The organism is Cohnella sp. OV330 (genome assembly GCF_900112065.1).
In the GTDB taxonomy this organism is placed as follows: domain Bacteria; phylum Bacillota; class Bacilli; order Paenibacillales; family Paenibacillaceae; genus Cohnella.
Genome location: NZ_FOKE01000002.1, coordinates 269778 through 282011, shown reverse-complemented (window position 1 = coordinate 282011; position 12234 = coordinate 269778). Strand labels below are relative to the sequence as shown.

Genomic DNA, 12234 nt, shown 5'->3' with positions numbered 1-12234 from the left:
AACGCATTGCCGCCCGAAGCCGCTTAATAAACGTATCTCCGCTGCCACCAATAGCTGAACAAGAATAGCGAAGCTTCGGTGAGCAGCTTGGCGGCGAGCAGCGGAATGCCGATCGTCTCGTGGAACGAATACAGCAGCACGTAGTTGAACAGTAAAATCGTGGCCGCCAGCGCGTAATAGCGGGGCAGGGAGCGCCGGACGCCGGTGCGCTTGCCACCGAACACGTACTTGCGGTTCATCGCATAATTGAAGGCGGAGCTGACGATGCGGGCGCCGACGACGGCGACGAGCAGGTTCGACGTCATCCATTGCAGCAAGAACAGCAGGACGAAGTCGAGCGCGGCCGACAGGACGGACGAGGCGCCGAATTTAATAAACGGAAAATAGATGCGTGCCGAGTCGGCGAGCGGGCGGAAATGCGAAGACTTGTTGTCGTCGAGGTAGACGGTGTCGATCGGCACCTCGAGCGTCGCGTATCCCGCCGGCTTGGAGGCGAGCAGCATGTTCATCTCGTACTCGAACCGTTCGCCGGGGACGCGGCACAGCCAGTCGAGCATGTCGGCCGAGTAACCGCGAAGCCCGGTCTGCGTATCCCGGATCGGCGCGCCGGTCGCGTACGCATACACCAATCGGGTGGCGGAATTGCCGAATCGGCTGCGCAGCGGCACCTTGCCGGTGAATCGCCGGCTGCCGAGCACGATATGGCGCCGGTGCGTCCGGACCGTGCTCGCGATGCGCAAAATATCGTGGGGCAGATGCTGCCCGTCGCTGTCCGCGCATACGATGCCGTCCGCGTCGCCCGTACGTTTGATATAGTCGAAGCCGGTTTTTAACGCGCATCCTTTGCCTTTGTTGTCCTCGTGCGTCAAGACGGTGCAGCCAGCGTTCCTGGCCGATTGGAAAATGCCGCTGTACTTGTCTCCGCTGCCGTCGTCCACGATCAGGATCGGAGTATCCGTGACCTCTCTTAAATCATGAATCAGCCCCAGCAACCGCTCGTCGGGTTCGTAAGACGGGATGAGTATCGTCATATAAGTGCCTCCTCGGCGAGATTGTCGTCAGCCCTTATTCGGGCAGATAGATGATGTCGCTTACGCCTCGCTCTTTTTCCTTGCCTTGCGGGTTGTTCACGACCCTGCCCATGAAATACATCGTAGAGGAGCCGCCGCCGTCCAAGTTGTAAGCCTCGGTCGCGCCGAGCTCGGCGAACAAGTCCGCGAATTCGTTCAGCGTCATGCCCCTGCTTTCTGACGAACGGCCATCCACGACGACGAACGCGTAGTGGTTCGGGGCGATCATGCCGATGCCGGTCCGCGGATTGGCGCTGTCGATCGTGCGGTTGCCGAAGTTGGTGTCGATCTTGACGTTGTCGAAGTTGTCTGCCGCGACGCCGTTCTGGACGAGCGCCGGGCCGAACGAGAAGGTGTTGGTGACGCCTTCGGCCAGCAAGTCGGATGAGCTTTCCTCCTCTTCGTCGTACGACTTCATCGTCCCGTTCGAGAGAAGGGCCAGACCTTCGCGCGCCGGCTCGTCCCGGTAGAGCGTGCCGTTACGGATGACGACGCCGTCGTTGCGGAAGCCGTAGTAATCGCCGTTGATCGCGAATACGGCGCCGTGATTGGCAGCGATCGTGGACGTGTTCTGCGTGATGTTCGTGCCGAAGGCGTCTTTGGCGAAAGCCGTCTGGATGCCCGCGCCGTTCTTGAGAACCACGTCGGCGACAAAATAGGTGATGAGATCGTCGCCCGAGCCTTTTTGCGCCTTTTGAATGCCGATCTTTTCATTGTCGCTCTCGTAGTTCCAGTCGTCGGACTGAACGCTGCCGGAAGAGGCCGTCGCCGAGCCGGACGTCGAAGCTGCGGACGAGTCTGTAGTCGAAGCTGTCGATGTATCGTTTGCCGAGGCGCTTGTCGAGCCGTTCGAAGCCGTCGTTCCGTTAGAGCCGGCCGGCAAGTTCGATGTCGTTTGCGCGCTCGCGACCCGGACCTCCACGTGTTCGATCAAGTACCGGTCGGCGAGCTTATACGTTACGGTTCCGAGCGTCGCGAGGACCAGGACGACGGTGACGGCTATTTTGGTTTTTCGTTTCATGCGTTTAATGGCGACCACTCCCTGTCGGTATGAAGAAGATGTTTGCTTACGGATTCATTATCGCGGAGGGAACTGAAGCGAGCTTGAACGCAAGCTGAAGGAAGGGTGAGCCGAAGCTGACCGATTGCTGAAAGTGAATAGGGGCGAATCGCAGCTTGAGCGGCGGATGCGAGAGGGGCTGTTCGCCGGACGGAAGGGGAATGCCGGGGAGAGGGCGTGAAGGTACCGGGAAGGGGGATGAGAAGGTGATAGGAGGAAGCAGGCAGAGGTTCTAAAGGTACCGTCGCAGAAGACGAAGCAACGATAGATCGTGGCATGAGTTGAGAAATGGTGCGGACTGTAAAGCCGTTATTTTAAGTAAATTGGGAGAATGGAAGCGGGTTGCGGACCGTAGATCCGCTATTTAAGGCGTTGCGGTGCTCGGGGCACGGTAATCGGCGCAATAGCGGAACGTCTGTCCGCGAGCGAGCCGGAATTGTTGTTTTTTGTGTAAATAGCGGCTCTGGTGTCCGCAGAAGGCGGTATTCCGGTCCGTTACACGGTTTTACCGTGTAACTCGGTCGCTGCCGCGAATGCCAAAAAAGCCCTTCCGGCCATCGGCGGGAAGGGCGTACATATCAAGAAATCGGATAACTCGCGCGCTTCTGCTGCTCCTCCCGGTATTGGCGGGGAGACAGCCCGTAGCGCATTCGGAATTGCCGGTGAAAATAAGTATAGCTATTGAAGCCGCAAGACGCCGCAACGGCATCGAGCGACATCGACGTGAGCCGGATGCGCTCGCAGGCGGTCGCGAGCCGGACTTCGATCGCATAGCTCATGATCGACTGATTGAAGCAGCTCTTGAACAGCGACACGGTGCGGGATACGCTGACGCCGGCGTGTCTCGCGATCTGCTCGAGCGTCAGCGCCTCTGCCGCATGCTGGTCGATGAATCGCTTGATGCTGTAGGCGACGTAGGCGGGGGTCGAAGCTCTTTCCGTACCGGCCGTCTCGTACAGCCGCTGCAGCGTCAGGCAGAAAGCGCGCAGCAAGTAATCGGTCAGCTCGTCTCTCGCGTTGCCGGTTCGGAGCGTTTCCCGCTCGAGCCGGCTCCACAGCTTCAGCAGCTCGTCGTCGAGCGGAACGGCGGTTTTTCTCGGCGGGTCGAAGCGAGCCCACCACTCATCGATCCAAGAGCCCGTGCAGATGACGTAATAATCGATGCTGTTGTCCCTCAGGATCAGCTCGTACGGATCCCCGGGCCTGAACAGGAGCAGGTCGCCGGGCAAAATCTCGACGAATGCGCCGTCGATCAGCGCCTCGCAGCTGCCGCTCGTCTGTAAGCGAATGACGTACGAGTCCAGCTTCTGAACGGGATTGCGGGAACGTCTCTTGTGGTGCGCCATGCCGACGTATAGCGGATCGGCGCGTAGCTGCTGATCGTTCGACATGGCGAATGTTCCTTCCTTCCGTTCGTCTTTAATATCCGCGCTCGCGAAGCCACTCCCTGCTGATGCGAACGCTCTCGAGCGCCGGACCCGCGCAGTCGTCCTGCTCCACGATGAGCCATTCGGTGCCGGCCGCTTCGGCGGCCTCCAGCACGGCGGGCAGATCCATGTCGCCGCGCCCGAGCTCCACCGTCTCGACTTCGCCGGCCGGGGATTTGCGCATATCCTTCAGATGGATAAGCGGCACGCGTCCCGCGTATTTCCGAATATATTCGACCGGATCGCAGCCTCCGTGCGCAACCCAGCATACGTCGAGCTCGCTCTTCAGGTAGTCGGGCGAGATTAGTCCGAAGAACGCGTCGAACCATCGATCGCCCTCGTGCGTCTCCGTAAACTCGATCCAGTGGTTGTGGAAGCCGAACGTAATCCCTTGCTCCGCAAAGCGCTCGCCGCAAGCTTCGAAAAAGGCCGCCGCCTCGGGCAGGGGCATGCGCTCCGACGCGGCGATCCCCGGGCAGACGGCAAAAAGGTTGCCGAGCGCCGCGCTCATGGCAAGCTCCTCGTCCAGGTGATGGCGCAGCCGGTTCACGTTCACGTGCGTGCTGACCGTCTTCAGCGACAACCGGTCCATCAGTTCGCGCAGCTGCTCGGGGCCGTAACCGTAATAGCCCGCGAATTCGACGCCTTCGTAGCCGAGCTCGGCCACCCGCTGCAGCGTTTGCTCGAAGTCCCGCTCCAGCTCGTCCCTTAACGTATACAATTGCAATCCGACCTTCATTTTCGTCATCATCCGCATCCTCCGTATTCGCAGTTCGCTCAAGCTTCTTCCTATTATAAAAGCGGCTGATCGGCTCGAATATAAAGGATGTCATTAAAACATGAACGATCTGACTGCCGGCGCGAGGCGGGATCAGGCCTGATGCTTGCGATAATCGCCCGGCGTGAGCCCGGTGTGCTTTTTAAAGGTACGGTTGAAGTGGCTGATATGATTATAGCCCGCGCGCGTCGCGATCTCGGTCACGCTGAGATCCGTGCCCAGCAGCAGCTCCATGGCCGCCTGGATGCGGAGCGCGGACAGCAGCTCGATGTACGATTTGCCCTTGACCAGCTTCAGCAGGTTGCTGAAGTAAGACGGCGCCATGAGCGCCCTTGCCGCCATGTCCTCCAGATGAAGATCCTCGTCGTAGTGCGACTCCATATAGGCGATCGTCTCGAAAAAAGCCTTGCGGTGGTAGGCGACCTGCTGCCGCTCGCGGGAGCTCTCGGCACCGGAATATCGTTTGTACTGCCGGCAGGTCAGCACGAGCAGCTTGAGCAGCTCGGCCCGGATCGCGAGGCGATAGCCTTCCTCTTTTTCTTCCCACTCGGCCGCGATGACGTCCAGCAAGCTCTCGACGACGGCCTGCGCGGGCAGCGTCAGCGTCATCTTGGGCATCAGGTCGGCCTCGGCGATGAGCGGGCGGATGAAGGCGAAGTCGACGAACGTCTCGATGCTCGCCAGGTCCCGCAGGCTCTCGTGGACCGCGTGCGGCATGAAGTCGACCTGGTACATGACGAAGTCCATCCCTTCGCGCCGCTCGAGCCGGTGCTCCTGGAAGGGCGGGATTGAAAAAAGGTCGCCTTTGGCCAGCACATGACACTGTCCGCCCGCCCAATGGAGGCAGCTGCCGGAGCGCATATAGCAAAGCTGCAGGTGCTCGTGAGCGTGCAAAACGTTGTTCATCGTCTGGGGCCGCCGAATCTCGATCTTGAAGGGGAACGCGTCGTCCAGCATCTCTTTGGAGCCGTAAATCGGATAATCGGGCATAGGACCTCCGCTGCGTCTCGTTCTCTTCCTATCATCGTACACGGATTCTCGGAAATGTTCAAAAGAAGCGCGGAAAAAGGGAGGCGATCGCCCTGAAAGCCCTGCCATAATCATCATGTCCGATCGCAAGCGACGGAAATGAAAGAGAGGTGCGGCATGAATCGATTGGCATTCAGCACGCTCCCCTGCGAGGGCAGGACTTTGGACGAGATGCTGGAGCTGGCCGTCCGCTGGGGCTTCGGCGGCATGGAGCTCAGGGAAGGCGCGCCATGGGGAGTATCCACCGACATGACGGCAGAGGCGCGCAAGTCGGCTTTCCGCAGCTTTGAACGAGCCGGCGTCCGGGCGACCGACATCGCCTCGGGCGTTTGTCTTACCGGTCTTGACAGCGACGAAGCGCAGCTCGAAAATTTGCGGCGCTCGGTCAGGCTGGCGCATGACTTGCAGGCGGGAGGCGTACGGGTTTTCCTCGGCTACTTCACCGAACGAAGGGACCAGGTTATGCCGGCCATCCCGTTCGAGGCGCTCGTCGCGCATATCGCGGCGGCCTGCGACGACGCGGCGCCGCTCGGCGTGCCGATCTGGATCGAGACGCACAACGAGTTCGCGACCGGCCGCTCGCTCCGCAAGCTGCTGGACGATGTCGGGCGCGACAACTGCGCGGTCATCTACGATATCATCCACCCGCTCGAAGAGGGCGAGCAGCCGGAGGAGACGGTGGCGCTGCTGGGGGCGCAGTGCGCCCACGTCCATATGAAGGACGGCGTCCCGTTCGAGGATCCGATGCGAAGCAACTGGAAGTACACGCGGATCGGAGAGGGCCGGGTTCCGATCGTTTCTATTGTAGAAACGCTGGAGCGCGCGGGCTATGCGGGCAGCTACTCCCTGGAGTGGGAGACCAAATGGCGGCCCGAGCTGCAGCTGCCGGGCATGGAGCCGGAGACGATTTTTCCCGCCTATACGGCGAAGATGCGCGATATTTTAGACCAACTGGGGAAATGAGGGACGCGATATGAAAACATTGGTTACGATTGCGGATCCGGGATTGCTCGAGCTGTTCTGGCGGCCGGCGGTCCGCGACAAGCTGGCGAGCTTTTCCGAAGCCGACTTCGTCTCGCCGGGGCAGCCGTTCGACGCCGCGGCGCTTGCCGAGCGGATCGGCGATTACGACGCCTGCATCACGTCGTGGGGCTCGCCGTTTTTCTCGCCGGACGTGCTCGCGCGCGCCGGCAAGCTGAAGTTCATCGGCCATGGCGCCGGCAGCGTCGCCTCGATCGTCGGCGACGACGTGTTCGATACGCCGATCGTCGTGACGAGCGCCAACACGGTGCTCGGACGCTCGACCGCCGAGCTCGCCGTATCGCTTATTCTGGCCGGCGCCTGGGATCACGCGGGCTATGCCGCCAGGCTGAAGCGCGGGCAGTGGAGCAACAACAACCGCGAATCCGTGCTCGGCGTGACGCGCAGAACCGTCGGCATCGTCGGCTACGGCGAGATCTCGAAGCAGGTCATCGCCATGCTGAAGCCGTTCGACGTCCGCTTGCTTATTCATTCCGGCTATTGCCCGCCGGAGGAGGCGGCCGCGCTGGGCGCGGAGCTCGTCGGCTTGAACGAGCTGTTCGAGCGCAGCGATATCGTCTCGCTGCACAATACGTGGACGCCGCGGACCGAGGGCATGATCGGCGCGGAGCAGCTCTCCCGCCTGCGCGACGGGGCGCTGTTCGTCAACACGGCGCGCGGCCCGATCGTGCAGGAGCTGGCGCTGGCGGACGAGCTGCGCGTCGGGCGCATATTCGCGGCGCTCGACGTATACGCGTCGGAGCCGCTGCCGCGGGAGCACGAATGGCTCTCGATGGACAACGTGCTCTGCCTGCCTCATATCGGCGGCTTCCACGGCCTCCTGAAGCGTGATCTGTGCGACTTTATCGTCGACGAGCTTCATCGGTTCACGAAGGGCGAGGCGCCGATCGGCACCGTGACTCGCGAGCATTTCCGCCGGCTGACGCCAAGATAACGATCCTGAAGGCGCGACGCATAAGCAAGACCTAACAAAAAAGCGGGATGCCACGGCTTAGATTCCCAAGCCGCGGCACCCCGCTTTTTTGCGTTCTCTTTGAAATATCAGAATTGACTGCTTGCATAACAATTTTGACCTTCCTTTTTAGCGGATATCATTACAATGAAAAAGAAAGAAGAGGAGGCTGGTAGGAATGAACATTGGTTTAATCGGGTGCGGCGCAATGGGAAGCGTTTATGCCGAACGTTTGATAAGGATGAATGGGGTTCGGGTAACCGCAGTCTGCCATCCCGAGCGGGCGAAAGCAGCCGGTTTAGCCGATCGTCTGCAAGCCGGCATCCATGAATCCTACAGCGACATGATCGCGCGTCCGGACATCGATATCGTCTGCGTGACTTTACCGACTTACTTGCATAAGGAATACGTGCTGCAGGCGTTGAACGCCGGAAAACACGTGATTTGCGAGAAACCGCTGGCGCTGACAGAGGCGGATTGCCTGGAACTCATAGAGGCAAGCCGAATCAATGGGGTCAGGTTGTGCGTCGCGCATGTGGTCCGATTTTTTCCGGAATATAGAGATGCCCGAACGCTCATGCGCGCAGGGAAGGCGGGATCGGTCGCGTCCGTGCGTGCGGCAAGAGCAAGCCTAATGCCGGCGGAGAACAGTTGGTTTTTGGATAAGCGAAAAAGCGGCGGCATTGTGTTCGATCTGATGATTCACGATATTGATTATGTGCTGTGGCTGCTAGGAGACCAAATTGCGCATATAAGCGCGGAAACGATAGCTCGCGAGGGAATGGAGCAAGCATGGGCACGGCTCTATTACGCCAACGGAACCGAAGCTAGCCTTGAGGCCGTTTGGGGCGCGTCCGAATTTCATGCCGGCTTCGATATTACGGGCGATCAGGGAGAGCTTCATTACGGCAGCGCGCAAGAAAACATTGCGATAGACAATAAGGCGGTTCACGCGCATTCAGCGGATCGGGGCGTCGTTATACCCGAGGCGTCAGCGCTTGAGGACCCTTATTATTGCCAGTTGCAGAGCTTTATCCGGGCCATCGAGACGAACGGTCCGCTCCCTATAACGGCGGAAGAAGCCTGTTCGGCGGTCCGAATAGCGAATCTGATATTAGCGTGCATCGAATCCTAATTCTTTGAAACGTCTGGCATAGAAGGTAAGTTTGTCGTGCCTCGGGCGCATTTTAAACGGTATTCGCGAGGCGATAGCCCTTCGAACTTAACGAAGACCCGGGAAAAGGTGCGGAAGGATTGAAAGCCCGTCTCCACGGAGATATCCAGGACGGACATGCTGGTGTTCAGAAGCAGGCCGGTCGCTCTCCTGATCCGAAGGCTGTGCAAATAATGGAGAAAATTCGTTCCCATGACTTCCTTGAACGAAAGACTGATAGCCGATACGCTGGCATCGAATTGGCTGGAGAGCGTTTCTAGGGATAGGTCGTCCATATAATGGGTGTTTACGTATTGAATGACGTTCCAAATCAGCTTTTTCGTACGATAATTGGAACTCGGCGAAGGAAGATTATTGCTCTTTTGATGAGCGCGGAAATAGATAATCAAGGCTTCAATCAGCTTGCTGCGAATATACGAGTTTTTAGCCAGTTTGTCATCCAGGTATTCCAACCGCATTTTCTCAAGGCAACTGCGCATTTCGGCGTATGGTAGAGGTTCGAGATCTACATAGGAAGTCGATCCGTCATTCGTTCCCAGGATGATCGTTCCGAAATCCGCCTCCATGGTCGATCCGAACAGCAGGCTGATATCGAACATGCAGCAGATCACTTCCACGCCCGAATCGTCGCAGAATATTTCATGCATATCATGGGGTCGTAAAAAAGTGACTGTTCCCGGTTGAAGTTTATGCGGACTTCCATTAATAAACTCGGTCCCTGTTCCGCTCACGACGAGGGCAAGTTCGAGCACGTCATGGTGGTGCAAAGCGTAATGCTTTTGGAGCGTGTGCGTTGTAACCACGCAGGAAAACTTGCGGCTCACGGCCCCGGATAAAGATAGAACATCTTCGTATTCCGGAAACTTCACCATGTTGATTTCCCCCGTTTTCTTCTTCATTTTCTTTCTGTTTTCTTTCTATTGACCGGGAAAAAATAAAAAATGACCGATTTCTGAATGAAATGTATTATACCATAGAAATCGAAAGGAGTGATTCTGTGGCGCTTCCATTGCGTGTCGGTACGGCCAAAATCGACATCACCCCGCCATTCCCTTTGCCGCTTGCGGGATTTGCCGTCCGGGAAAATCGAAAGTTCGAGACCGTTAACAGCCGCTTGTACGTTCGGACGTTTTATTTCCGGCAGCACGCGGCGGATCGCTCGAAGCGACAGGCGCTGCTTGTATCTGCTGATATTTTGTTCTGGTCGGATCAACTGGCTGACCGGCTGCGCACGCTTATTGCGCGGCGGTGGAGAATCCCGCTAGGTGCCATTATTTTAAATGCCACCCATACGCATTCAGGTCCGGCCATTTCAACGCAAACAATCGGTTTAGGAGAACCTGATCCCGATTACCTCGCTTTTTTGGAGCAAGCGGTTATGCGGAGCGTGGAACAGGCAGTAGGCGATGCCGAGTCCGTGAGCATACATAGGGGCAAAGGCAGCTCCGGAATCAGCGTGAATCGCAGGAAGAAAAATGGGGAACGGATTGTGTTGGCGCCGAATGAGGAAGGCATAACCGATCCGGAACTGAGGGTTTTCGTCTTTACGACTTCCGCAGGCAGGAAAAAGGGCGTGCTAACCCATTATGCTTGCCATCCCACGTTATCTGCCCGCAATGCCGTATCCTCTGAATTTATCGGGTACGCGATGGAGCAGCTGGAGAGCCGATACGATTCCTTGACGGTATGCGCTTATTTACAAGGATGCTGCGGCGATATTAATCCTGTTAGGCCGGAAGCTGCAGAAAGCGATCGGGACGCCATTTCCATCGTAGGAAAAAAGTTTGCCGACGATGTGGAGGCGATTGTATCGGGAGAACTTGAACGGCTGGAACCGGCAGCGTTGACTAGCAGGCGGTCAATTACTGTGCTCCCTTTCGCAGAGATACCGTCGCCGCACCGCAAGACCAGGGAGCAAGCCCTATTTGAAATAACGAAAATAAATATAGCCGATGGTTTAACATTTATAGCGATGAACGGCGAGATGGTCGTGGAATACGGCTTGTTCGTGAAAAGCCGCTCGCCCGATCTAATCCCTCTGGCTTACAGCAACGGAATGCTTGGCTATATTACAACCGCCGAACAGCTGCTGGAGGGCGGATATGAGCCGATCGAATCCGTGCCTTATTTCGGCCTTCCGGGTCCATTCGATCAATCCGTCGAGGCAACGGTGAAAAGACAACTCTTGGCTATTATCAACGAACATACTTAGGAGGCGTAGCAGCATGCAGAAGTCAAGACTCGCAGTAGATGGCGGTAATCCGGTAAGAACGCATCCATTTCCCGATTGGCCGATCTTCGGAGAGCTGGAAGAGAAGCTTGTGCTGGAGACGGTCAGATCGGGGAATTGGGGCGGGGTTAATCCGGATAAAATCAAATCGTTCGAGGAAAAATTTGCCTGTCTGCAGGATGCGAAATATGCGATAACTGTCAACAATGGCACAGTCGCCATAAGCATTGCTTTGCTGGCTGCAGGCGTGGATGCGGGCGATGAGGTCATCATGCCCCCCTATACGTTCATTGCTACGGCTACAGCCGCATTGCTGATTGGAGCAATTCCGGTATTTGCGGACGTTGACGAGTCGATGTTGATTGATCCGGACAAGGTCGAAGCGGCGATCACGCCGGCCACGAAGGCGATTATCGCCGTTCATATTGCAGGCGCACCGGCCAATATGACCCGGCTACGTCAAATCGCGAAGACGCACAAACTAAGTCTAATCGAAGATGCCGCACAAGCGGTAGCCGCCAAATGGGAGGACCAAGGCATTGGAGCGCTAGGCGATCTGGGCACCTTCAGCCTCCAATCCAGTAAAAATCTCAATAGCGGCGAGGGTGGCGTCATTGTAAGCAACGACGAGGAGCTGGCCGAGCATGTCTGGTCGATTCATAACTGCGGTCGTATTCGCAACGGCAAATGGTATCAGCACGAGCGCATTGGCTGGAACTTCAGGTTCAGCGAGGTGCAGGCCGCGCTGGCGCTAGCGCAGCTGAGCCGCGTAGAACAACAGATGGAGATACGCCAGCGCAGCGCGAACGATCTGGACGAACGATTGCGGCGTATTGAGGGCATCCATCCCGTGAAGTACGATAGCAGAATTACAAAACATGCGAACCACCTTTATATGTTCAAGCTGGACAGAGGCGTTAAGGACAAAATCGTTAAAGAAGATTTTATCCGCAAGTTGAACGCGGAGGGAATACCCGTCACTGCAGGTTACGTGCCTCTTAACAAGAACGCCGCCGTTATCGATCGAATACGCATGCTGGTCGGAGAAGCGAAGACGAACAGCTGTCCGGTGGCGGAAAGAGCGTCCGAACATGAATTGCTCTGGCTGCACCAGCACGTTCTTCTTGGATCCGAGAGGGATATGGAAGACATTGCGAGCGGTATCGACAAAGTCATGCAATCTTATTTATAGATCCATATACGATGCGGTTTCATAGGATTGGCCAAATGCCTTGTAGGATCGCGACCTCGGGCAGATGGCCGCCTTGCAAACATAAATCATGAAGGACACTAGACGAGAGGGGTTCACGAAATGAAGAAAATTTGGTTCTCCGTCATCGCACTTGCACTCATGCTGTCCGCGTGTTCCGGCAATGAAAACAAAGCAAATGAGAGCAGTCCGAATAGCGAAGGAAAATCAAGTGCTGAAGGTAAAAATGAAAGCGGATCCAAAAGTCCGGATTCAGGCAATAA

At 57.2% G+C, this 12234-nt stretch carries 11 protein-coding genes; 5 read left to right on the top strand and 6 right to left on the bottom strand.

The window, feature by feature from the left end:
- Nucleotides 1-23: 23 nt before the first annotated feature.
- The 5 genes from BM235_RS05180 to BM235_RS05160 all read right to left on the bottom strand — a co-directional run bounded on the left by BM235_RS05180 (nucleotide 24) and on the right by BM235_RS05160 (nucleotide 5325).
- Nucleotides 24-1031, bottom strand: coding sequence for a bifunctional glycosyltransferase family 2/GtrA family protein (locus BM235_RS05180; protein WP_090110167.1), 1008 nt, complete (start codon nucleotides 1029-1031; stop codon nucleotides 24-26).
- A gap of 34 nt (nucleotides 1032-1065) precedes the next feature.
- Nucleotides 1066-2091 carry a phosphodiester glycosidase family protein gene (locus BM235_RS05175; RefSeq protein WP_090110165.1) on the bottom strand — a complete coding sequence of 342 codons (1026 nt, stop codon included), beginning with the start codon at nucleotides 2089-2091 and terminating at the stop codon, nucleotides 1066-1068.
- Nucleotides 2092-2708: 617 nt separating this feature from the next.
- Nucleotides 2709-3521, bottom strand: coding sequence for an AraC family transcriptional regulator (locus tag BM235_RS05170; RefSeq protein WP_090110163.1), 813 nt, complete (start codon nucleotides 3519-3521; stop codon nucleotides 2709-2711).
- A 28-nt stretch (nucleotides 3522-3549) separates the two neighbouring features.
- On the bottom strand, nucleotides 3550-4308 hold the full coding sequence (locus tag BM235_RS05165) for a sugar phosphate isomerase/epimerase family protein (protein WP_255374062.1): 759 nt from the start codon (nucleotides 4306-4308) through the stop codon (nucleotides 3550-3552).
- Nucleotides 4309-4428: 120 nt separating this feature from the next.
- Complete coding sequence (locus BM235_RS05160; protein WP_158543907.1) at nucleotides 4429-5325, bottom strand: AraC family transcriptional regulator; 897 nt, start codon at nucleotides 5323-5325, stop codon at nucleotides 4429-4431.
- A gap of 156 nt (nucleotides 5326-5481) precedes the next feature.
- On the opposite strand from BM235_RS05160, the gene BM235_RS05155 reads away from it, so the two are divergent.
- The 3 genes from BM235_RS05155 (at nucleotide 5482) to BM235_RS05145 (ending at nucleotide 8492) form a co-directional block, all read left to right on the top strand.
- Nucleotides 5482-6327 (top strand): sugar phosphate isomerase/epimerase family protein, encoded by an 846-nt coding sequence (locus BM235_RS05155; protein WP_158543908.1) that lies wholly within the window; start codon nucleotides 5482-5484, stop codon nucleotides 6325-6327.
- Between the two features lie 10 nt (nucleotides 6328-6337).
- The gene (locus BM235_RS05150; protein ID WP_090110157.1) at nucleotides 6338-7339 is read left to right on the top strand and encodes a hydroxyacid dehydrogenase; all 1002 of its coding nucleotides are present in this window, start codon (nucleotides 6338-6340) and stop codon (nucleotides 7337-7339) included.
- A 196-nt stretch (nucleotides 7340-7535) separates the two neighbouring features.
- The gene (locus BM235_RS05145) at nucleotides 7536-8492 is read left to right on the top strand and encodes a Gfo/Idh/MocA family protein (RefSeq protein WP_090110155.1); all 957 of its coding nucleotides are present in this window, start codon (nucleotides 7536-7538) and stop codon (nucleotides 8490-8492) included.
- Here BM235_RS05145 and BM235_RS05140 read toward each other — a convergent pair.
- Entirely contained in the window at nucleotides 8489-9430 is a 942-nt protein-coding gene (locus tag BM235_RS05140; protein WP_090110153.1) for an AraC family transcriptional regulator, read from the bottom strand. The two genes, BM235_RS05145 and BM235_RS05140, sit on opposite strands and share 4 nt — an antisense overlap.
- A 98-nt stretch (nucleotides 9431-9528) precedes the next feature.
- Here BM235_RS05140 and BM235_RS05135 point away from each other — a divergent pair, with 98 nt between their 5' ends.
- Nucleotides 9529-10743 (top strand): neutral/alkaline non-lysosomal ceramidase N-terminal domain-containing protein, encoded by a 1215-nt coding sequence (locus tag BM235_RS05135; protein WP_158543909.1) that lies wholly within the window; start codon nucleotides 9529-9531, stop codon nucleotides 10741-10743.
- Between the two features lie 13 nt (nucleotides 10744-10756).
- Nucleotides 10757-11953, top strand: a complete 1197-nt coding sequence (locus tag BM235_RS05130) for a DegT/DnrJ/EryC1/StrS family aminotransferase (RefSeq protein WP_090110148.1) — start codon at nucleotides 10757-10759, stop codon at nucleotides 11951-11953.
- The last annotated feature ends 281 nt before the right edge of the window (nucleotides 11954-12234 follow it).

Bases quoted from the DNA above. Each gene is read 5' to 3' on its own strand.
- BM235_RS05165 (WP_255374062.1), bottom strand. From the start codon at position 4,308: ATGATGACGAAAATGAAGGTCGGATTGCAATTGTATACGTTAAGGGAC.
- BM235_RS05160 (WP_158543907.1), bottom strand. From the start codon at position 5,325: ATGCCCGATTATCCGATTTACGGCTCCAAAGAGATGCTGGACGACGCG.
- BM235_RS05150 (WP_090110157.1), top strand. From the start codon at position 6,338: ATGAAAACATTGGTTACGATTGCGGATCCGGGATTGCTCGAGCTGTTC.
- BM235_RS05130 (WP_090110148.1), top strand. From the start codon at position 10,757: ATGCAGAAGTCAAGACTCGCAGTAGATGGCGGTAATCCGGTAAGAACG.
- BM235_RS05170 (WP_090110163.1), bottom strand. From the start codon at position 3,521: ATGTCGAACGATCAGCAGCTACGCGCCGATCCGCTATACGTCGGCATG.
- BM235_RS05155 (WP_158543908.1), top strand. From the start codon at position 5,482: ATGAATCGATTGGCATTCAGCACGCTCCCCTGCGAGGGCAGGACTTTG.
- BM235_RS05140 (WP_090110153.1), bottom strand. From the start codon at position 9,430: ATGAAGAAGAAAACGGGGGAAATCAACATGGTGAAGTTTCCGGAATAC.
- BM235_RS05175 (WP_090110165.1), bottom strand. From the start codon at position 2,091: ATGAAACGAAAAACCAAAATAGCCGTCACCGTCGTCCTGGTCCTCGCG.
- BM235_RS05145 (WP_090110155.1), top strand. From the start codon at position 7,536: ATGAACATTGGTTTAATCGGGTGCGGCGCAATGGGAAGCGTTTATGCC.
- BM235_RS05180 (WP_090110167.1), bottom strand. From the start codon at position 1,031: ATGACGATACTCATCCCGTCTTACGAACCCGACGAGCGGTTGCTGGGG.